Source organism: Streptomyces sp. NPDC006610, assembly GCF_040611575.1.
In the GTDB taxonomy this organism is placed as follows: Bacteria; Actinomycetota; Actinomycetes; order Streptomycetales; family Streptomycetaceae; genus Streptomyces.
The window spans coordinates 59,809-80,468 of sequence record NZ_JBEXOP010000036.1 but is presented as its reverse complement, the minus strand read 5'-3'; the positions used below and the strand labels follow the sequence as shown (position 1 = coordinate 80,468).

At 72.8% G+C, this 20,660-nt stretch carries 16 protein-coding genes; 10 read left to right on the top strand and 6 right to left on the bottom strand.

What is annotated here, in order from left to right; genetic code table 11:
• Nucleotides 1–52: 52 nt before the first annotated feature.
• The gene (gene hemQ, locus ABZY13_RS25620) at nucleotides 53–784 is read right to left on the bottom strand and encodes a hydrogen peroxide-dependent heme synthase (protein WP_356634659.1); all 732 of its coding nucleotides are present in this window, start codon (nucleotides 782–784) and stop codon (nucleotides 53–55) included.
• A 4-nt stretch (nucleotides 785–788) separates the two neighbouring features.
• Nucleotides 789–2,264: a protoporphyrinogen oxidase gene (gene hemG, locus ABZY13_RS25615; RefSeq protein WP_356634657.1), complete on the bottom strand. Its 1,476-nt coding sequence runs from the start codon at nucleotides 2,262–2,264 to the stop codon at nucleotides 789–791.
• Between the two features lie 155 nt (nucleotides 2,265–2,419).
• Between hemG and ABZY13_RS25610 the strand changes: the two genes are divergently transcribed.
• From ABZY13_RS25610 to ABZY13_RS25600, 3 genes are all read left to right on the top strand, one after another.
• Nucleotides 2,420–3,436 carry a DUF4349 domain-containing protein gene (locus ABZY13_RS25610; RefSeq protein ID WP_356634655.1) on the top strand — a complete coding sequence of 339 codons (1,017 nt, stop codon included), beginning with the start codon at nucleotides 2,420–2,422 and terminating at the stop codon, nucleotides 3,434–3,436.
• 68 nt (nucleotides 3,437–3,504) lie between these two features.
• On the top strand, nucleotides 3,505–4,905 hold the full coding sequence (locus ABZY13_RS25605) for an FAD-dependent oxidoreductase (RefSeq protein ID WP_356634653.1): 1,401 nt from the start codon (nucleotides 3,505–3,507) through the stop codon (nucleotides 4,903–4,905).
• A gap of 146 nt (nucleotides 4,906–5,051) precedes the next feature.
• Nucleotides 5,052–5,870 (top strand): rhomboid family intramembrane serine protease, encoded by an 819-nt coding sequence (locus tag ABZY13_RS25600; RefSeq protein WP_356634651.1) that lies wholly within the window; start codon nucleotides 5,052–5,054, stop codon nucleotides 5,868–5,870.
• A gap of 112 nt (nucleotides 5,871–5,982) precedes the next feature.
• On the opposite strand, the gene hemE is transcribed toward ABZY13_RS25600, so the two are convergent.
• Nucleotides 5,983–7,050, bottom strand: a complete 1,068-nt coding sequence (gene hemE, locus ABZY13_RS25595; protein WP_356634649.1) for a uroporphyrinogen decarboxylase — start codon at nucleotides 7,048–7,050, stop codon at nucleotides 5,983–5,985.
• 105 nt (nucleotides 7,051–7,155) lie between these two features.
• Here hemE and ABZY13_RS25590 point away from each other — a divergent pair, with 105 nt between their 5' ends.
• The 3 genes from ABZY13_RS25590 to ABZY13_RS25580 all read left to right on the top strand — a co-directional run bounded on the left by ABZY13_RS25590 (nucleotide 7,156) and on the right by ABZY13_RS25580 (nucleotide 10,394).
• A complete protein-coding gene (locus ABZY13_RS25590; protein ID WP_356634647.1) occupies nucleotides 7,156–7,824 on the top strand; it encodes a DUF3000 domain-containing protein in 669 nt (222 codons plus the stop codon).
• Between the two features lie 404 nt (nucleotides 7,825–8,228).
• Nucleotides 8,229–8,891 carry a response regulator transcription factor gene (locus ABZY13_RS25585; protein ID WP_003993737.1) on the top strand — a complete coding sequence of 221 codons (663 nt, stop codon included), beginning with the start codon at nucleotides 8,229–8,231 and terminating at the stop codon, nucleotides 8,889–8,891.
• Between the two features lie 189 nt (nucleotides 8,892–9,080).
• On the top strand, nucleotides 9,081–10,394 hold the full coding sequence (locus ABZY13_RS25580; protein ID WP_356634645.1) for a ribonuclease D: 1,314 nt from the start codon (nucleotides 9,081–9,083) through the stop codon (nucleotides 10,392–10,394).
• 72 nt (nucleotides 10,395–10,466) lie between these two features.
• Here ABZY13_RS25580 and ABZY13_RS25575 read toward each other — a convergent pair whose 3' ends face one another.
• From ABZY13_RS25575 to ABZY13_RS25565, 3 genes are read right to left on the bottom strand one after another with little or no spacing between them, the layout of a single operon-like run.
• The gene (locus ABZY13_RS25575; RefSeq protein ID WP_356634643.1) at nucleotides 10,467–11,297 is read right to left on the bottom strand and encodes a carbohydrate ABC transporter permease; all 831 of its coding nucleotides are present in this window, start codon (nucleotides 11,295–11,297) and stop codon (nucleotides 10,467–10,469) included.
• Nucleotides 11,294–12,241 (bottom strand): sugar ABC transporter permease, encoded by a 948-nt coding sequence (locus ABZY13_RS25570; protein ID WP_356634641.1) that lies wholly within the window; start codon nucleotides 12,239–12,241, stop codon nucleotides 11,294–11,296. The genes ABZY13_RS25575 and ABZY13_RS25570 overlap by 4 nt, the downstream gene beginning before the upstream one ends.
• Nucleotides 12,241–13,557 (bottom strand): ABC transporter substrate-binding protein, encoded by a 1,317-nt coding sequence (locus ABZY13_RS25565; RefSeq protein ID WP_356634639.1) that lies wholly within the window; start codon nucleotides 13,555–13,557, stop codon nucleotides 12,241–12,243. Before ABZY13_RS25565 ends, ABZY13_RS25570 begins: the two co-directional genes overlap by 1 nt.
• Nucleotides 13,558–13,717: 160 nt before the next feature.
• On the opposite strand from ABZY13_RS25565, the gene ABZY13_RS25560 reads away from it, so the two are divergent.
• From ABZY13_RS25560 to ABZY13_RS25545, 4 genes are all read left to right on the top strand, one after another.
• A complete protein-coding gene (locus ABZY13_RS25560; protein ID WP_356634637.1) occupies nucleotides 13,718–16,087 on the top strand; it encodes a glycoside hydrolase family 2 protein in 2,370 nt (789 codons plus the stop codon).
• Entirely contained in the window at nucleotides 16,084–17,124 is a 1,041-nt protein-coding gene (locus ABZY13_RS25555; protein ID WP_356634635.1) for a LacI family DNA-binding transcriptional regulator, read from the top strand. Before ABZY13_RS25560 ends, ABZY13_RS25555 begins: the two co-directional genes overlap by 4 nt.
• Nucleotides 17,125–17,242: 118 nt before the next feature.
• Entirely contained in the window at nucleotides 17,243–18,463 is a 1,221-nt protein-coding gene (locus ABZY13_RS25550) for an acetyl-CoA C-acyltransferase (RefSeq protein WP_356634633.1), read from the top strand.
• On the top strand, nucleotides 18,460–20,589 hold the full coding sequence (locus ABZY13_RS25545; protein ID WP_356634631.1) for a 3-hydroxyacyl-CoA dehydrogenase NAD-binding domain-containing protein: 2,130 nt from the start codon (nucleotides 18,460–18,462) through the stop codon (nucleotides 20,587–20,589). The genes ABZY13_RS25550 and ABZY13_RS25545 overlap by 4 nt, the downstream gene beginning before the upstream one ends.
• The last annotated feature ends 71 nt before the right edge of the window (nucleotides 20,590–20,660 follow it).

Genomic DNA, 20,660 nt, shown 5'->3' with positions numbered 1-20,660 from the left:
GCCGCCCTCGGGGGGCGGCGGGGGGGCGGGGCGAGGCGGGGTGGAACGTCCGTCAGGCCAGGCCCGCGACCAGGTCCGCGACGTCCTTGCGGCGGCCGGTGAAGAACGGCACCTCCTCGCGCACGTGCAGCCGCGCCTCCGAGCCGCGCAGGTGACGCATCAGGTCGACGATGCGGTACAGCTCGTCGGCCTCGAAGGCGAGCAGCCACTCGTAGTCGCCGAGGGAGAAGGAGGCGACGGTGTTGGCGCGCACGTCGGGGTAGCCGCGGGCCATCTTGCCGTGGTCGGCGAGCATCCGGCGGCGGTCCTCCTCCGGCAGGAGGTACCAGTCGTAGGAGCGCACGAAGGGGTAGACGCTGACGTAGGCGCGCGGCGTCTCGTCGGCGAGGAACGCCGGGATGTGCGAGCGGTTGAACTCGGCGGGGCGGTGCAGCGCCATGTTGGACCACACCGGCTCCAGTGCGCGGCCCAGCCGGGTGCGGCGGAAGAGGTTGTACGCCTCCTGGAGCTGGTCGGAGGTCTCCGCGTGCCACCAGATCATCAGGTCGGCGTCGGCGCGCAGCCCGGAGACGTCGTAGGTGCCGCGGACGGTGACGTCCTTGGCGGCGAGCTGGTCGAACAGCTCCTGGACCTCTTCGGCGTACCCCGCGCGGTCCTCGGGGAGCACGTCCTTCAGCCGGAACACGGACCACAGGGTGTAGCGGATGACCTCGTTGAGGTCCTTCGCCAGCTTGCCCTTGTTCGGGATCCGGTCGGGGGCGGTGGTGGGGGCGTCGTCACTCATGGCCTCATTCTCCCGCTCCGCCGTGCAGGCTCTGCACCGGGTGGGCGGTGAGTTCGCGCACGGCGCGCAGGTCGCCGCCCAGTTGGTCGGCCGCGGCGTGGGCGCTCGCGATGCAGGCGGGGATGCCGACGCCGTCGTAGGCCGCGCCGCACACCGCCAGTCCGGGCAGCCTTCCGAGGTGCTCGCGGATGCGGGCCACGCGCGCGTGGTGGCCGACCGGGTACTGGGGCAGGCCGGCGTCCCAGCGGGTGACGCGGGTCTCGACGGGTGCGGCGTCCAGGCCGACGGCCGCCGCCAGGTCGCGCCGGGAGACGTCGACGAGTCCGGCGTCGTCGCGGCCGAGGATCTCCGTCTCGCCGTACCGGCCGACGGAGGTGCGCAGCACGGTCAGGTCCGGGTCCTGGTCGGCGATCCAGCCCCATTTGCGGGAGGCGAACGTCGACGCCTTGATCGTCCGTCCGTCCACCGGCGGCACCAGGAAGCCGCTGCCCTCGGGGAGGCGGGCGTCGATGCTGCGGTAGGCGAGGGTGATCAGCGCCATCGACGCGTATTCCACGGCGGCCAGCTCGGCCGCCGCCGCGGGGGCCTCGGCGCGCAGCAGGCCGGCGGCGGCGGGCGCGGGCACGGCGACGACCACGGCGTCGGCGCCCAGCACCCGGCCGGCCGCGGTGACCCGCCAGCCGCCGGACGGTTGTCGGCGCAGCTCCGTGACCGGCGCCCGCGTGACGATCTCGCCGCCTGCGGCGCGCACCGCGTCCGCGACCGCGAGGGGCAGGGCGCCGACGCCGCCCCTGATGCCCAGGAACACCGGGCCCGCTCCCGCCCCCGCCGGGGCCTCGGCCGCCCTGCGCTGGATCTCCCGGACGGCCTCGGTGAGCGAGGCGTGCGCGCGGGCGGCCTCGAAGAGCTGGGGGACGGCCGAGCGCATCGAGAGCCGGTAGGCGTCGCCCGCGTAGACCCCGCCGAGCAGCGGCTCCACGAGCCGGTCGACGACCTCCCGGCCGAGCCGGCGCGCGACGTACTCCCCCACCGCCACGTCGTCGCCGATCTCGGTGCGGGGGAGGTCGGCGTCGCGCTCGATGCGGCGCACGCCCTCGTCGGACAGCACGCCGGAGAGCGCGGCTGCGGTGCCGGGCACGCCCATGACGTGGCCCTTCGGCAGGGGCCGCAGGGCGCCGCGGGTCCAGATCGACGCGGTGGCGGTGGCCGGCGGCTCGAGCCGGTCGGCGAGGCCCGTCTCGCGCGCGAGGCCGACCCCCTCCGGACGCCGGGCCAGCAGCGACTCGGCGCCCAGGTCGACCCGCACCCCCGCGATCTCGCCCGGCAGCAGCTTGCCGCCGACCCGCCCGGACGCCTCCAGCACGGTCACCCGCGCTCCGCGCCCGAGCAGCCGGTGGGCGGCGGCCAGCCCGGCGATTCCCGCTCCGATCACGACGACGTGCCCGGCGCGCCCGGCGTCGTCCGTACGTGCTGCGTTCATGCGTCCACCTTCTCAGACACCACTGACAGCGCCGCCGGGGCCGTGTGGCCCCACCGAGTCCCGACCGTGACCGCATCGGGACCCGGGACCGCCAACGCCCGGACCGGCTCCCGCGTCGAAGGAGCGTCACTGGTCATCACCGAGGGGGGACCCACATGTCCGCACCATGTCCCGCACCACGCGCCACACGCCTGCCCGCGCGGCGGCCGCTCGCGGCCCTGGCCGGCATTCTGCTGGCCGCCGCCCTCGCGCTCACCGGCTGCTCCGGCGCCGACGACATCGGAGGGGGTGGCACGGCGGCCGACGGCAAGGCCGAAAAGGGCGCCCTCCAGGAGGGCGCGGCCGGGTCGGGCGCCGCCGACCGCGCCTCCGCGGCGCCCCGGCCGCCGGCGCAGGTGCAGGTGCAGGTGCAAGGCCACATCATCCGCACCGCGTCCCTGTCCGTCCTGGTCGAGGACGTGCCCAAGGCCCTCGACGAGGCCCGCGCCACCGTCGAGGGCGCCGGCGGCCATGTGGGCAGCGAGTCCACCAGCCGGGACGAGAACGGCAACGAGTACACCCGCGTGGTCCTGCGCGTCCCCACCGAGCGCTACGACGACGTCCTCGCCGACCTGGAGGGAGCGGGCAGGCTCCTGGAGCGGACCGCCAAGGCGCAGGACGTCACCGACCAGGTGGTCGACGTGGAGAGCCGGATCAGGACGCAGCGCGCCAGCGTCGCCCGGATCCGCGAGCTGATGGACCAGGCCGTCAAGCTCAGCGACGTGGTGGAGCTGGAGGGCCAGTTGAGCAGCCGTCAGGCGGATCTGGAGGCCCTGCTCGCCCGGCAGGCGTCCCTGAAGGACCGCACGAGCCTGGCCACCATCAGGCTCTCCCTGTCCGAGACCCCGGTGGAGAAGGCCGCCGAGGACGGCGACCCGGGGCTCGGGGACGCGCTGGCGGGCGGCTGGGACGCGTTCGTGGGGATGCTGCGCTGGATCCTGGTGGCCGTCGCCGCGGTACTGCCGTTCGCCGCGCTGGCCGCGCTGCTGCTGTTCGTCTGGCTGCGGGTGCTGCGGTCCCGCGGGACCGGCCGCCCGGCCGCCGGCGAGGCGATGACCGCCCTGGGCCCGCTGCCGGCCGCGCGGCCGGCGCCGACGCCCGCCCCCGCGGAGGGCACGGGCGAGGAGGACTGAGAACGTCCGCGCCCGCGGAGGGGACGGGCGAGCGGGACCCAAAACGCCCGCCCCCGTAGCGTGTTGGTATGAGCGAGCGCGCAAGCGGTACCGGGAGCAGGCAGCGGCTGGTCGTGATCGGCGGTGACGCGGCGGGCATGTCCGCCGCGTCACAGGCCCGCCGGCTGAAAGGGCCGGACGAGCTGGAGATCGTGGCCTTCGAGCGGGGCCGCTTCGCCTCCTACTCGGCGTGCGGCATCCCGTACTGGGTGGGCGGCGACGTGCCCGACCGGGACCGGCTGATCGCGCGCACGCCGGACGAGCACCGCGCGCGGGACATCGACCTGCGGCTGCGGACCGAGGTCACGGAGATCGACGTCGACCGCGGGCGGGTACGCGCGCGTGACGTCGATTCCGGGGCCGAGTCCTGGACGTCGTACGACAAGCTGGTGATCGCCACCGGGGCACGGCCGGTCCGGCCCGACCTGCCGGGCGTCGACGCCGCCGGGGTGCACGGGGTGCAGACCCTGGACGACGGCCAGGACCTCCTGGACACCCTGGCCCGCACCCCCGGCCGGCGCGCAGTGGTCGTCGGCGCCGGGTACATCGGCGTGGAGATGGCCGAGGCGCTCATCAAGCGCGGCCATCGGGTGACCGTCGTCAACCGCGGCAGCGAGCCGATGGCCACCCTGGACCCGGACATGGGCCGCCTGGTGCACCGGGCCATGGAGGGCCTCGGCATCACCATGGTCAACGACGCCGAGGTGACCGCGCTGGACACGGACGGCGACGGGCACGTCCGCGCGGTCGTCACGGACGACGCCGCGTACCCGGCGGACGTCGTCGTGCTCGGCATCGGCGTACGCCCCGAGACGGAGCTGGCGCGGGCCGCGGGGCTGCCGCTCGGGGAGTACGGCGGGCTGGTCACCGACCTGGCGATGCGGGTGCGCGGGCACGAGAACGTCTGGGCCGGCGGCGACTGCGTCGAGGTCCTGGACCTGGTGTCGGGCAGGCTGCGGCACATCGCGCTCGGCACCCACGCCAACAAGCACGGCCAGGTCATCGGGACCAATGTCGGCGGCGGGTACGCCACCTTCCCCGGCGTCGTCGGCACCGCGGTCAGCAAGGTGTGCGACCTGGAGATCGCGCGCACCGGCCTGCGCGAGAAGGACGCCCGCCGGGTGGGGCTGCGCTACGAGGCGGTCACCATCGAGTCGACCAGCCGGGCCGGCTACTACCCCGGCGCCTCCCCGATGACGGTCAAGATGCTCGCCGAACGCCGCACGGGCCGCCTGCTCGGCGTGCAGATCGTGGGCCGCGAGGGCGCGGGCAAGCGGGTGGACGTCGCGGCGGTGGCCCTGACGGCCGGCATGACGGTGGAACAGGTGACCGCCCTCGACCTGGGCTACGCCCCACCGTTCTCCCCGGTCTGGGACCCGGTCCTGGTGGCGGCCCGCAAGGCGGCCCAGGCAGTACGGCGAAACCCCTGAGCAGCGTCCGGAAGGGGCGCGGGGAACTGCGCGCTCGCCCCGCGCCCGGCACCCCGCCGGGCACCTCACCGCGCCATGCCTCCCCCAGCGGAGCGACCCCGCCCCGTCCGCCGGTTCGCCGACGGCATCCAGGGCAGTAGTTCCTCGTGGTCATCCCCGTCCATGACGTGAACCCCGCCCGCCGCACGCCCTGGGTGACATACGCCCTGATCGCGGCGAACGTCGTCGTGTTCCTCCTCATGCCGGGCATGGCCGGCGCCGTGGCCGGCGACAGCAGCCTGGCCCAGACGTGCCATCTGCACGCGTTCCTGGAGCAGTACGCGGTGGTGCCGCGGGAGCTGCTGCATCACCACGTGCCCCGGCTGGTGCCCACCGGTGAGGTCGGGGTCGGCGCGCAGGGACCCGGCTGCCTGGTCGGCCCGCCGGACTACGACAAGTCGCCCGAGCTGAGCGTGCTCACGGCGATGTTCCTGCACGGGGGCTGGCTGCACCTGCTCGGCAACATGCTCTTCCTGCTGATCTTCGGCAACAACATCGAGGACCGGATGGGTCACGTCCGCTTCGCGCTGTTCTACGCCGTCTGCGGCTACGCGGCGTCGTACGGCTTCTCGCTGGCGAACGACGAGTCCGGCGACCCGCTGATCGGCGCGTCCGGGGCGATCGCCGGCGTCCTCGGCGCCTACCTGGTGCTCTATCCGAAGGCCAGGGTCTGGGTGCTCGTGCCCTTCCTGATCTTCCTGCCGCTGCGGCTGCCGGCCTGGACCGTCCTCGGTCTCTGGTTCCTGCTCCAGGCCGTCTACTCCGCCGGGCAGGGCGTCACCGGCGCCGGCACGGTCGCCTACCTCGCCCATGTGGTCGGCTTCGTCGCGGGCATGCTGCTGGCCTGGCCCCTGCGCCGCGGCACTCCCCCGCCCCCTCAGCCGCGGGGCGTCCTCTTCGGCCGCCGGGCGCGGCCGGGCTGGTAGGCGCGGAAACTCGGCCCCGGCACGGGGCGGAGGCCCGGCACGGGGCGGAGGCCCGGCACGGGGCGGAGGCCCGGCACGGGGCGGAGGCCCGGCACGGGCGCGGGGCCGGTGCTCAGCGTGCGGTCGCCGTGTGAACGTGCTCCACCAGGCGGGTCAGCGCGTCCGGGTCGGTGGCGGGCAGGACGCCGTGGCCGAGGTTGAAGACATGGCCCTCCAGCCCGGCCGCGGCTTCCAGCACCTCGCGGGTCCTGGCCTCGACGGCCCCGGTCGGGGCGAACAGCACCGCCGGGTCGAGGTTGCCCTGCAGCGCCTTGCCGGGGCCGACCCGTCGGGCGGCCTCGTCGAGCGGGATGCGCCAGTCGACGCCGACGACGTCCGCGCCGGCCTCGCCGAGCAGGCCCAGCAGCTCGCCGGTGCCGACGCCGAAGTGGATGCGCGGGACGCCGTACTCCTCGACGGCCCGGAACACCTTCGCGGACGCGGGCAGCACCGAGCGGCGGTAGTCGGCGGGGGCCAGGGCGCCGACCCAGGAGTCGAAGAGCTGGACGGCGCTCACGCCCGCCTCGATCTGCACCTTCAGGAAAGCGGCCGTGATCCCGGCGAGCCGGTCCAGCAGGTCGGCCCACAGCTGCGGGTCGCCGTACATCAGGGCCTTGGTGTGCTCGTGGTTGCGGGAGGGGCCGCCCTCGACCAGGTAGCTGGCGAGCGTGAAGGGCGCGCCGGCGAAGCCGATCAGGGGGGTGGCGCCGAGTTCGCGGGTGAGCAGGCCGATCGCCTCGGTGACGTAGGAGACGTCGTCGGGGGTCAGGTCGCGCAGCTGCGCGAGGTCGGCGCGGGTGCGGATCGGGCGCTCGACGACCGGGCCGACGCCGGGCTTGATGTCGAGGTCGACGCCGATGGCCTTGAGCGGGACGACGATGTCGCTGAAGAAGATCGCCGCGTCGACGCCGTGCCGGCGCACCGGCTGGAGGGTGATCTCGGTGACCAGGTCGGGCCGCATGCACGACTCGAGCATCGGAATGCCTTCGCGGACCTTGCGGTACTCCGGCAGCGAGCGCCCCGCCTGCCGCATGAACCACACCGGCGTGTGCGGCACGGGCTCGCGCCTGCACGCCTTGAGGAAGGCGGACTCGTACGTCTCGGTCGGCTGCTTGCCCGAGGGGCTTCCGTTGGCACTCACGGGGCAAGTCTCGCACGGCCCGAGGGCGTGTCCGGCCGGGGCCCGGCGCCCACGGCGGGGTGTCTCTCCCTGCGCGCGGGCCCGGTTCCGCTTAATCTTCCCCGCATGGCTGCGGCTCAGGGACGACTGTCGGACGGCGCTGGCGGAATGGACGACCCCAAGGAGGGGGACCTGCATACGGACGGGACGGCCCCGCTGCCCTTCCGGGCGGCCGTCGAGGCGCTGCGCGCGGCTCGGCCGCGCCCGCAGATCGAGATCGAGACGACGCGCCCGCCGCAGCGGCTCGCCCCGTACGCCCACGCGCTGGAGGCCGCCGTCGTGGACGGCGATCAGGACCTGGCGGACGGGCGGCTGGTGCTGCTGCACGACCCGGCCGGGCACGACGCCTGGCGGGGCACGTTCCGGCTGGTGACGCTGGTGCGCGCGGAGCTGGAGCCGGAGATGGCCGCGGATCCGCTGCTGCCGGAGGTGTGCTGGTCCTGGCTGACCGGGGCGCTGCAGGCGCGCGGTCTGACGTACGGGGAGCCGAGCGGCACGGTCACCCGGGCCGGCTCGCACTACTTCGGCGGGCTGTCCGCGCGCCCACCCGCCTCGCAGATCGAGATCCGGGCCTCGTGGACGCCGCGCGAGGGCCTGGGGGGCGTGCCGGACACGGCCGCGCATCTGGCGTCCTGGTGCGATCTGCTGGCCCAGGTCGCGGGTCTGCCGCCGGCCGGTCCGGGCGACGCGTCGGTGGTGACGCTGCCGCAGCGGCGTGGACCGCAGTCCCGCTGATCCGAAGTCCCACCGCGGGCCGAAGTCGCACCGGCCCGAAGTCACACCGCAGCCCGCCGTCGCACCGGCCCGAAGTCCCGCCGGCCCGCCGGCCCGCCGGCCCTCCTCCCCAGCCCTTCCCCGGAAGGTCGATTTCCGGCCCTCCGTCGTTTTCACGCCGCGATTCGATCAGGTCACTTTGTCGATACGGCCACTTTCGACCGCACTGCGACGCGAACCGAAACCGTTCGGTCTTCGAATGATCGCTCACCTGTCCGAATTGAACGGATTGTTACTCACCGGATCGTGATCGTTCTCTAAAGCCCGGGAGGTTTGATGCCGAAGACCACTGTGACCTTGACAGCACGGTTCCCCCCGGCTTCATCCCCCCGAGCCGGCCCCGTCCCCGCACCCCAGGAGGCCTGGTGTCCGTTCTCCTCGAGCAGCCCGCAAGCCTGGTCGCCTACCGCCCGAACAAGCCGACCGCCATGGTGGTCGTGGCCGATCCCCGCGTCCGCTCCACCGTCACCCGCCACCTGTGGGCGCTCGGCGTGCGCGACGTGATCGAGGCCTCGTCCATCGCGGAGGCTCGTCCCCGCATCGGCAACCCCCGCGACATCTGCGTCGCAGACGTCCACCTCCCCGACGGCTCCGGCCTCACGCTGCTGTCGGAGACCCGCGCCGCCGGCTGGCCCAACGGGCTGGCCCTGTCCGCCGCCGACGACATCGGCGCCGTACGCAACGCCCTCGCCGGGGGCGTCAAGGGCTACGTCGTCACCGGCACCCGCACCAACGTCGGCCTGCCCACCCGCCCCGGCGCCGCACCCATCGGAGCCGCCGCCGCCCGCCTGCACCGCCGCCCCCCGGGCGCCCCGAGCCACCCGGGCGGTTACCGCGAGCTGTCCGGCCGCGAGGTCGAGGTGCTGCGCCTGGTCGCCGAAGGCCAGTCGAACAAGGCGATCGGCGTCTCCATGGGCCTGTCCGCCCTGACCGTCAAGAGCCACCTCGCCCGCATCGCCCGCAAGCTCGGCACCGGAGACCGCGCCGGCATGGTCGCCGTGGCCCTGCGGACCGGCATCATCCACTGACCCCCTCCCCCACCCGTTTCCCGCACCGCACCGTTCACGACTGCGAATCCGGCGTGGGGGCCGGCCCTTCCCCCGTCCCCTTTCCCCCACCTCCGCACCCCCGTCTCCTGACTGGTTAACGACCCTCCACCGCCCGCCGACGGAACGTTCCGTCGGCGGGCGCTTGCCGGGCACCGATACCCTTGACAGGTGACCGACGCCCAAGACACCGCAGCAGACACTTCACTGCGAACCACCGGAGGCGCCCCTCCGGACGAAGGCGGAGCAACTGCCACGGGGGCGCCGAACGCTCCGGAGGGACCGCCGCCGGTCCCGCTGCTGGAACCGCGCGAGGGCATTCCGCCGGTCGTCGCCGACGAGGCCGCCCTCGCCGAGGTGATCGCCGCCTTCGCCGCCGGGTCCGGCCCGGTGGCCGTCGACGCCGAGCGCGCCTCGGGTTACCGCTACGGCCAGCGCGCCTATCTGGTGCAGCTGCGCCGCCAGGGCGCCGGCACCGCACTCATCGACCCCGTCGGCTGCCCCGACCTGTCGGGCCTCGGCGAGGCGCTGTCCGGCGTGGAGTGGGTGCTGCACGCCGCCACCCAGGACCTGCCCTGCCTGCGTGAGATAGGCATGGTGCCGACCCTGCTGTTCGACACCGAGCTGGCCGGGCGGCTCGCCGGGTTCCCGCGGGTCGGCCTCGGCGCGATGGTCGAGAGCGTGCTGGGCTTCGTGCTGGAGAAGGGCCACTCCGCCGTCGACTGGTCCACCCGGCCGCTGCCCGAGCCCTGGCTGCGCTACGCGGCCCTCGACGTCGAGCTGCTGGTCGATCTGCGCGACGCCCTGGAGAAGGAGCTGGACCGGCAGGGCAAGCTGGAGTGGGCCCGGCAGGAGTTCGCCGCGATAGCCGCCGCGCCGCCGCCCGAGCCCCGCAAGGACCCCTGGCGCCGCACTTCCGGCATGCACAAGGTGCGCCGGCGCCGGCAGCTCGCCGTGGTGCGCGAGCTGTGGCAGACCCGCGACCGGATCGCCCAGCGCCGGGACGTCTCGCCGGGCAAGGTGCTCTCCGATGCCGCGATCGTCGAGGCCGCGCTCGCCCTGCCCGCCAACGTCCACGTGCTCGCCGCGGTCAGCGGCTGGGGGCAGCGCATCGCCCGGCGTCAGCTGGAGCAGTGGCAGGCCGCGGTGGACCGCGCCAAGGCCCTGCCCGACTCCGCGCTGCCCCAGCCCGGGCAGGCGGTGACCGGCCCGCCGCCGCCCCGCGCGTGGGCCGACAAGGACCCGGCCGCCGCCGCCCGGCTCTCCGCCGCGCGCGCGGGCGTCTCGGCGCTGGCCGAGGAGCTGAACCTGCCCCAGGAGAACCTGATCGCGCCGGACACCGTGCGGCGGGTGTGCTGGGAGCCGCCCAAGCCCGCCGACGAGGAGGCGGTCGCCGGCGCGCTGGCCGGGTACGGCGCCCGCCCCTGGCAGATCGAGCTGGTCACCCCGCTGCTGGTCGCCGCCCTGGCCGCCCGGGCCGCCTGACGCCGGCCGCCCGGCTCCCCGGCCACGGGCCGCTCCCCCCGCTCATGAGCCCCCGCCACCGCCCCCCGGGGCTCATTTGGTCGCCCCGCGCATGAAGCCGTTGTAGATGAACCGCTGCAGCAGCAGAAAGACGATCAGCGTCGGCAGGATCACCAGCACCGCGCCCGCCGAGATGGTCTCCCAGTGCGCGCCGAAGGGGCCCTTGAAGCGGAACAGCGACGTGGAGATCACGCCGAGGTCCTCGGACGGCATGTAGAGGAAGGGGATGTAGAAGTCGTTGTAGACGGTGATCCCCTTCACGATCACCACCGTGGCGATCGCGGGCTTGAGCAGGGGGAAGATGATCCGCCGGTAGATCGTGAAAGGGCCGGCCCCCTCCAAACGGGCGGACTCGTCCAGGGAGATCGGGATGGACCGGATGAACTGCAGGAAGATGTAGATCGACACGATGTCCGTGCCCATGTAGAGCAGGATCGGCGCCCAGCGGGTGTCGAACATCCCGAAGCTGTTGACGATCTGGAAGGTCGCCACCTGTGTCGTGACGCCCGGCACCAGGGCGGCGACCAGGAACAGCGCCAGCACCGGCTTCTTGAAGCGGAAGCTGAAGCGGTCGATGGCGTACGCCGTCATGGAGCCGATCAGGACGGTGCCGCCGATCGCGAACACCAGGATGAAGGCGGTGTTGCCGAACGCCGTCAGCATCCGGCCGTCCTGGAACGCCGTGACGTAGTTGGCCAGGTTCAGCGGGTTGTCCGGCAGGTCCAGCGCGCCGCTGCCGTCCGCCATCTCCTCCTCGGTCTTCAGCGAGGTCAGCAGGACCACCAGCAGCGGCAGCAGCACGACCACGCTCGCCAGGACCAGGGACAGGTACACCAGGGCGCGGGACACCGTCGCGCGGGTCATACGAGATCCACCCTCTCGTCGGGGACGAGGCGGCGCTGCACCCAGGTCACCGCCAGGATGATCAGCAGCAGCACGACGGCCGCGGCCGAGGCGAGCCCCGTCTTGTTGAACTGGAACGCAAGCTTCACCGTCTGGATGACGAACGTCTCGGTACCGGTCGCCCCGCCCGTCATGATGTACGGGATCTCGAACGCCGACAGCGAGCCGGAGACGGACAGGATCACGGTGAGGGTCAGCACGGGTTTGATGCCGGGCGCGATGATGTGCCGGAACTGCTGCCACCGGTTGGCGCCGTCCAGCTGAGCCGCCTCGTACAGCTCGCCGGGGATGGACTGGATCGCGCCCAGGAACAGCACGAAGTTCAGGCCGAGATAGCGCCACACCGAGACTCCGGCGAGCGAGGTGTTCGCGGACGTCGGGTCGCCGAGCCAGGCGTGGTCGGTGGGCACGCCGAACACTCCGAGCAGCGCGTCCAGGGTGCCGCCGTCCTGGAAGAAGTACAGGAAGACGAAGCCGATCGCGACCCCGTTGATCAGGTACGGAAAGAACAGCACGCCCTTGAAGAAGTTCCGGAACCGGACGTTGAAGCTCAGCACGGTCGCGAAGTACAGGGCGAGCACGATCTGGACGGCGGAGGCGGCGAGGTAGTAGCCGGAGACGAAGAAGACCTGGAAGAGGTCTTCGCGGGTGAAGATCTCCACGTAGTTGTCGACGCCCTGGTAGCGCAGTTCCGGGCTCACGCCGTCCCAGTCGGTGAAGCTGTAGGCGACCATGTTGGCGATCGGCGCGTAGGTGAAGACCAGCAGCAGGGCGAGCGGTGCGATCAGGAACAGCCAGGGCGTCACGCCCCGCCGCAGCCGTGCGCCGCGCGCGGGCGGGGCGGGCCGGGGGGCGGGCGGCGCGACCGCCGACGGCCGCGCCGCCTCGTGGGCGATGTCCGCCATCACGACCCCGCGTTCTTCTGCGCCGCGCTCCACTTCTCGCTCAGGCCGCCGAGGAAGTCCTCCAGGCTGCCCTTCCTGGCGCCGCGCGCGAGGTCGACCAGGTCCTGGCGGTAGTCGGGCGCGTAGATGCCGACCTCGGACAGGCTGTCGATCTCCTTCACCTTCGCGCCCGCCGAGTCGTCCAGCTCGATGAGCTTCACCCCTGCCTCCTCGTAGGGCGCCAGCACCTCGGGCAGCGGCGCGTCCTTCAGCGGGGAGACGGCGAGGTTGTCCTCGACGTAGCCGGACTCGTCGGTGAACCAGTCGATCCAGGCGCGGGCCGCGTCCTTGTGCTTCGAGTGGATGTTGACGGCCTGGTTGTAGTCGGGGGTCACCGCGGCGCAGAACGTGCCGTCGGTCTGGGCCGGGAAGGGCATGAAGCCGATGTCGTCCGGGTTCACCCCGGCCTTCTTCGCGGCGTCCTGGAACTGCACGATCGCCCAGGTGCCGAGCCACTGGGTGGCGATCTCGCCCTTCGCCAGCCGGGGCTTGGACTCCTCCCAGTTGGTGGTGGACGGGTCCTTCTCCGCGAGGCCCTGCTCGACGATGTCGTGCAGCAGCGTGTCGCCGACGCGCAGCTCGCCGTCCTCGCCCCACGGATCGCCCTCGGCCAGCGCGGTGGTGGCCTGCTCGTCGCAGTGCACCGACCCGAGGACGGAGGTCCAGCCGCTCAGGGTCCAGCCGGCGGCGAAGTTGGTGTAGTACGGGACCGCGTCGGTCCTGTCCTTGATCGCCTTCAGCGCGGCGACGAACTCCTCGGGCGAGGTGGGCCATTCGGTGACGCCGGCCTCGGCCCAGACGCGCTTGTTGTAGACGAAGCCGGGCATCACGCCGTTCGTGCTCTGGCCGTAGACCTTCCCGTCGACGGCCGTGTAGTCGGTGAACCGGTACTTCTCACCGCGCTCGGCCTCCGTCCCCAGCGAGGCGAAGAACTTCGGGTAGTCGGCCTTCTTGATGACCGCGGGGATCATCAGGACGTCGCCGTAGTTCTCCGTGTTCATCCGGATCTTGACTTCGGCCTCGTAATTGGTGAGCGCCTGGAACTCGACCTTCACCTTGGGATAGATCTTGTTGAACTCGGCCGAATAGGCTTTCATCGTGCCGTCCTGCACCAGATCGGTGCGCTGGGTGAGGACCGTGATGGTCCCGCTCACCTTCGCGGGGTCGTCGGGCGCCTCGGCGTCCGCGCCCTTGGCGGAGCCCCCTGTTCCGGTGCAGGCGGAGAGCAGCAGGGCGGCTCCCGCTGCGGCTGCTGCCAGGACTGTACGGCGGTTCATGTGCGTCAGCTCCGTTCTCGTTCTTGGACGGAAGAGCACGTGCGGGGATGGCTGATTCGGCACTCTGGCAGTGGTTTTCTCAACCGGTAAAGTCCCAATTACGCCACACTGCAAGGACCTTGGGAATACTGGAGCTCGACCGGTTCAAAGGGAGTGCGCGATGCTGGAGGCCGTACCGCTCACCGAGGGCTGGATCCTGCGGCACGAGGGGGAGGCGCTGCCCGCCGTGGTGCCGGGCTGTGTGCACACCGACCTGATGGCGGCCGGGGTGATCCCGGATCCGTTCCTGGGCACGGCCGAGACCGAGGTGGCGTGGGTCGGGCGCCGGGAGTGGACGTACGAGCGGGAACTGCCCCCCGGCGACGGGCACGAGCAGACGGACCTGGTCTTCGACGGGCTCGACACGGTCGCCGAGGTGCTGCTCGACGGGCGGCCGCTGGGCCGGGTGCGCAACATGCACCGCGGATACCGCTTCGACGTCACGGGGATGTCCGGGCTGCTCACCGTGCGGTTCGCCTCCGCCTACGCCGAGGCCGAGGCGGTGCGCGGCGCGGTGGGCGAGCGGCCGGGCGCCTACGCCGAGCCCTACCAGTACGTCCGCAAGATGGCCTGCTCCTTCGGCTGGGACTGGGGTCCGACGCTGGTGACCGCCGGGATCTGGCGGCCGGTGCGGCTGGAGCGCTGGTCGAGCGCGCGGCTCGCCCGGGTGCGCCCGCTGGTCACCGTCGACGAGGGCACGGGCGTGGTGGAGCTGCGCGTCGACGTGGAGCGCAGCCGGGTCGAGGCCGAGCTGTCCCTGGAGGCGGAGGTCGCCGGGGTGCGGGCGAGCGCCCGGATCGAGGGGACCAGCGGCGTCGTCCGGCTGAGGGTGCCCGACGCGCGGCTGTGGTGGCCCCGCGGTTACGGCGAACAGGCTCTGTATGACGTGGAGTTGACGCTGCTCAACGGCGAGGGCCCACTGGACGTGTGGCGGCGGCGGATCGGCTTTCGGACCGTGGAGCTGGACACCTCGGCCGACGCGCACGGCACCGGCTTCACCCTGGTCGTCAACGGCGAGCGCCTCTTCGCGCGGGGCGTCAACTGGATCCCGGACGACGCCTTCCCGTCCCGGATCACCCGCGAGCGCTACCGGCGCCGGCTGCGGCAGGCCGCCGAGGCGGGCGTGGACCTGGTGCGGGTGTGGGGCGGCGGGATCTACGAGAGCGAGGACTTCTACGACGCCTGCGACGAGTTCGGTCTGCTGGTCTGGCAGGACTTCCCGTTCGCCTGCGCGGCCTACCCGGAGGAGCAGCCGCTGCGCGGCGAGGTGGAGGCCGAGGCCCGGGAGAACGTCGTACGCCTGATGCCGCACCCGTCGCTGGTGCTGTGGAACGGCAACAACGAGAACCTGTGGGGCTTCCGGGACTGGGAGTGGGAGGAGCGGCTCGCCGGGGACTCCTGGGGCGAGGGGTACTACCTGGGCCTGCTGCCTCGCGTGGTGACCGAGCTGGACCCGACCCGGCCGTACACGGCGGGCAGCCCCTGGTCCGGGTCGTGGGCGCACCACCCGAACGACCCGGCGCACGGCACGCACCACTCCTGGGAGGTGTGGAACCGCACCGACTACGCCGACTACCGGCTCCATGTGCCGCGGTTCGTCGCCGAGTTCGGCTGGCAGGCGCCGCCCGCGTACGCGACGCTGCGGCGCGCGCTGCCCGGCGAGGACCTCACGGCCGACTCCCCCGGGATGCTGCACCACCAGAAGGCCGACGACGGCAACGGCAAGCTGCGCCGCGGCCTGGAGCGCCACTTCGCCTTCCCGGAGGGGGACTTCGACCGCTGGCACTACCTCACGCAGGTCAACCAGGCGCGTGCGGTGGCAGCGGGCATCGAGCACTGGCGGTCGCACTGGCCGGTCTGCGCGGGGACGGTGGTGTGGCAGCTCAACGACTGCTGGCCGGTGACCTCGTGGGCGGCGATCGACGGGGACGGGCGGGAGAAGCCGCTCTACCACGAGCTGCGCCGGGTCTACGCGGACCGGCTGCTGACGCTCCAGGTCCGGGAGGGCGAGCTGACGCTCGCGGCGGTCAACCAGTCGGCGCGGGCCTGGGACGGCACGGTGACGCTGCGGCGGATGTCCGTCGAGGGCGCGGTGCTCGCCGAGGCGCGGGCCGAACTGGCGGTCGGGGCACGGTCGGTGGGGCTGGTGCGGGTGGCGCGGGAGCTGGCGCCGACCGGGGCGAAGGAGTTCCTGGTCGCGGACGCGGGCGAGCTGCGCGCGGTGCACTTCCCGGTGCCGGACCGGGAGGTCCCGTACATGGAGCCGGAGTTCGACGTGGAGCTGGTGCCGGGAGGGATCGCGGTGACGGCGCGGACCGTCGTACGGGATCTGTTGCTGCAGGCCGACCGGCTGGACCCGGCGGCGCGGGCCGACCGGGGGCTGGTGACGCTGCTGCCGGGCGAGCGGGTGACGATCGGCGTCACCGGCTGGGAGCGGCCCGACGTGGACGCCGCCCGGACCGCCCTGTACTGCGTGGAGCCCGTCCGATGACGTCGACGCCGCCCGCGCCCCGCGTCACCATCAAGGACGTCGCCGCGCGGGCCGGCGTCTCCAAGGGGGCGGTGTCGCTCGCCTTCAACCACAAGCCGGGGCTGTCCGAGGCGACCCGGGACCGCATATTCCGGGCCGCCCGGGAGCTGGGCTGGGCGCCGAACCTCACCGCGCGGTCGCTGGCCGGGTCCCGGGTGGACGTGGTGGGGCTCGCGGTGTGCCGGCCGGCCAGGATGCTGGGCCTGGAGCCGTTCTACATGGAGTTCGTCTCGGGCGTGGAGAGCGTGCTGACCGAGCACTCCTGCTCGCTGCTGCTGCGCCTGGTGCGCAACCTGGAGGAGGAGGCGCGGCTGCTGGAGTCCTGGTGGAAGGGCCGGCAGATCGGCGGCTCCCTGCTGGTCGACTTCCGCGCGGACGATCCCCGCGTGGCGGTCGCCGAACGGCTCGGGCTGCCGGTGGTCGCCGTCGGGCACCCCACGCTGACCGGCGGCCTGACCTCCGTGTGGACCGACGACGCCACGGCGGTCCGCGAGGCGGTGCGCTACCTCTCGGCGCTCGGGCACCGCCGTATCGCCCGGGTCGGCGGCGCGGCGGCCCTCGGGCACACCGCCATCCGCACGGCCGCCTTCGACGGGGCGGCGCGCGAGCTGGGGCTGGCCGGGGCCCGGCAGGTGGCCACCGACTTCTCCGGCGACGCGGGCGCCCGCGCGACCCGCTCCCTGCTGACGGCCGCCCCGCCGGACCGGCCGACGGCCATCGTCTACGACAACGACATCATGGCGGTGGCGGGTCTGTCGGTGGCGAGCGAGATGGGGCTGACCGTGCCGGGCGACGTGTCGCTGCTGGCCTGGGACGACTCCCAGCTGTGCCGGCTGACCCACCCGACGCTCTCCGCGATGAGCCACGACGTGCACGGCTTCGGCGCCCAGGTGGCGCGCACCCTGTTCGCGGTGATCGCCGGCGACAACCCCGGCTCCCACCCGGTGCCCACGCCGGTGCTGACGCCGAGGGGGTCGACGGCTCCCCCGAAGGTGTGACCTTCGCCGCTCGACCCGGGGGGACTGGGCAGCTACGTTACCCACAAGTAGCATGGATCCTGAGCGCGCGCTCAGCGCATCGCAGCAGTGCCACCCCGCACCCTGGAGGAGAGCCATCGTGCCTCGTACCGTCAGGGACGTCGTCTTCGTCGACGGCGTCCGCACCCCGTTCGGCAAGGCGGGCCCGAAGGGCATCTACCACGAGACCCGAGCCGACGACCTCGTCGTGAAGGCGATCCGGGAGCTGCTGCGCCGCAACCCCGGTCTCGACCCGAAGCAGATCGACGAGGTGGCCATCGCGGCGACCACGCAGATCGGCGACCAGGGCCTGACCATCGGCCGCACCGCCGGCATCCTCGCGGGCCTGCCCACCTCGGTCCCGGGCTACTCCATCGACCGCATGTGCGCCGGCGCCCTGACCGCGGTCACCACGGTCGCGGGCTCCGTCGCCTTCGGCGCGTACGACGTCGCCATCGCGGGCGGCGTCGAGCACATGGGCCGCCACCCGATGGGCGAGGGCGTGGACCCCAACCCGCGCTTCGTCTCCGAGAAGCTGGTCGACGAGTCGGCGCTGTTCATGGGCATGACCGCCGAGAACCTGCACGACCGCTACCCGCAGATCACCAAGCTGCGCGCCGACGAGTACGCCGTGCGCTCGCAGGAGAAGGCCGCCAAGGCCTACGCCAACGGCAAGATCCAGGCCGACCTGGTGCCGGTCTCGGTGCGCCGCACGAACGCGGAGGCCGGGGAGACGGGCTGGGGCCTGGTCACCGCCGACGAGCCGATGCGTCCGGGCACCACGCTGGAGAACCTCCAGGGCCTGAAGACGCCGTTCCGGGTGCACGGCCGGGTCACCGCGGGCAACGCGGCCGGTCTGAACGACGGCGCCACCGCCTCGCTGATCGCCTCCGAGGACTTCGCCCGCGAGAACGGCCTGCCGGTCAAGATGCGCCTGGTCTCCTACGCCTTCGCGGGCGTGGAGCCGGAGGTCATGGGCTACGGCCCGATCCCGGCCACCGAGAAGGCCCTCGCGCAGGCGGGCCTGTCGATCTCCGACATCGGCCTGTTCGAGATCAACGAGGCCTTCGCCGTGCAGGTGCTGGCCTTCCTCGACCACTACGGCATCGCCGACGACGACGAGCGCGTCAACCAGTACGGCGGCGCCATCGCGTTCGGCCACCCCCTGGCCTCCTCCGGCGTCCGTCTGATGACGCAGCTGGCCCGCCAGTTCGAGGAGCAGCCGCACGTCCGCTACGGCCTGACCACCATGTGCGTCGGCTTCGGCATGGGCGCGACGGTCGTCTGGGAGAACCCGCACTTCGACGGAGGCAACAAGTGAGCACCACCGCTGAACTCCTGAAGGGCGCGGCCGAGCTGTTCCCGGACGAGGTCGTCACCACGGCGCACGTACGCCACTTCGACCTGCCCCTCGGCGCCGGCCGGTTCGCCCTCATCACCCTCGACAACGGTCACGACCACACCAAGCCGACCACCTTCGGCCCGCAGTCGCTGGCGAACCTGAACGCCGCCGTCGACCAGGTCGAGAAGGAGGCCGCGGACGGCGAGATCGCCGGCGTCGGCATCACCGGCAAGCCGTTCATCTTCGCCGTCGGCGCCGACCTCAAGGGCGTCGAGCTGCTGAAGGAGTGGGACCACGCCCACGCCATCGGCAAGGGCGGCCACGACGTCTTCAAGCGCCTCTCCCACCTCGCGGTCCCGACGTTCGCGTACTACAACGGCGCGGCCATGGGCGGCGGCGTCGAGGTCGGCCTGCACTGCACCTACCGCACGGTGTCGTCGGCCATCGCGGCGTTCTCCCTGCCCGAGGTCTTCCTCGGCCTGGTCCCCGGCTGGGGCGGCTGCACGCTGCTGCCGAACCTGATCGGCCCCGAGAAGGCCGTCTCGGTGATCATCGAGAACAGCCTCAACCAGAACAAGCAGCTCAAGGGCGCCCAGGTGCACGAGCTGGGCATCGCGGACGCGATCTTCGAGGGCGCGGACTTCCTGGAGCAGTCGCTGATCTGGACGGCCGCCGTGCTCAAGGGCGAGATCGTCGTCGAGCGCCCGGTGATCGACCGCGGCGACGCCTGGGACCAGGCCGTCGCCAGGGGCCGCTTCATCGCCGACTCTAAGGTGCACGGCGCGGCCCCGGCCGCCTACCGCGCCCTGGACATCATCGCCGCCGCCAAGAACGGCGACCTCGAGCAGGGCTACGACGCCGAGGACAAGGCGCTCGCCGACCTGATCATGGGCGGTGAACTGCGCGCCGGCATCTATGCGTTCAACCTGGTGCAGAAGCGCGGCAAGCGTCCCGCCGGCGCCCCCGACAAGTCGCTGGCCCGCCCGGTCACCAAGGTCGGCGTGGTCGGCGCCGGTCTGATGGCCTCCCAGCTGGCGCTGCTGTTCCTGCGCCGCCTGGAGGTCCCGGTCGTCCTGACCGACATCGACCAGGAGCGCATCGACAAGGGCGTCGGCTACGTCCACGCCGAGATCGACAAGCTGCTCGGCAAGGGCCGGATCAACCAGGACAAGGCCAACCGCCTCAAGGCGCTGGTGACCGGCGTCCTGGACAAGGCCGAGGGCTTCGCGGACGCCGACTTCGTCATCGAGGCGGTGTTCGAGGAGATGGGCGTCAAGCAGCAGGTGTTCGCCGAGGTCGAGGCGGTCGCCCCGGCGCACGCGATCCTCGCCACCAACACCTCCTCGCTCTCCGTGTCGGAGATGGCGTCGAAGCTGAAGCACCCTGAGCGGGTCGTCGGCTTCCACTTCTTCAACCCGGTCGCGGTGCTGCCGCTGCTGGAGATCGTCCGCGGCGAGCAGACGGACGACGCGTCGCTGGCGACCGCCTTCGCGGTGGCCAAGAAGCTGAAGAAGACCGCGGTGCTGGTGAAGGACGCCCCGGCGTTCGTCGTCAACCGCATCCTGACCCGCTTCATGGGCGAGATCCAGAACGTCATCGACGAGGGCACCCCCGTCGAGGTGGCGGAGAAGGCCGTCGAGCCGCTGGGCCTGCCGATGTCCCCGCTGGTGCTGCTGGAGCTGGTCGGCCCGGCGATCGGCCTGCACGTCTCCGAGACGCTCAACCGGGCGTTCCCGGACCGCTTCACGGTCTCCCCGAACCTCAAGGCGGTCGTCGAGGCGGGCAAGCGCGGCTTCTACGTCTACGACAGCGGCAAGCCCGAGCTGGACCCGGAGGTCGCCGCGCTGCTGAAGCAGGGCGACACCGTCCTGACCGAGGACCAGGTCCGCGCCCGCGTCCTGGACGCCGTGGCGCAGGAGATCGCCCTGATGCTCGAAGAGGGCGTCGTCGCCGAGGCGCAGGACATCGACCTGTGCCTGATCACCGGCGCCGGCTGGCCCTTCCACCTGGGCGGCATCACGCCGTACCTGGACCGCGAGGGCGTCTCGGAACGGGTGAACGGCAAGCGGTTCCTCGCCCTGGGCGTGGCGTCGGTCCCGGCGTAACGGGCTGACGGCCTGACGGCCTGACGGCGCAAGCGAAGAGGGCCTCCGCGCGGTGGTGCGCGGAGGCCCTC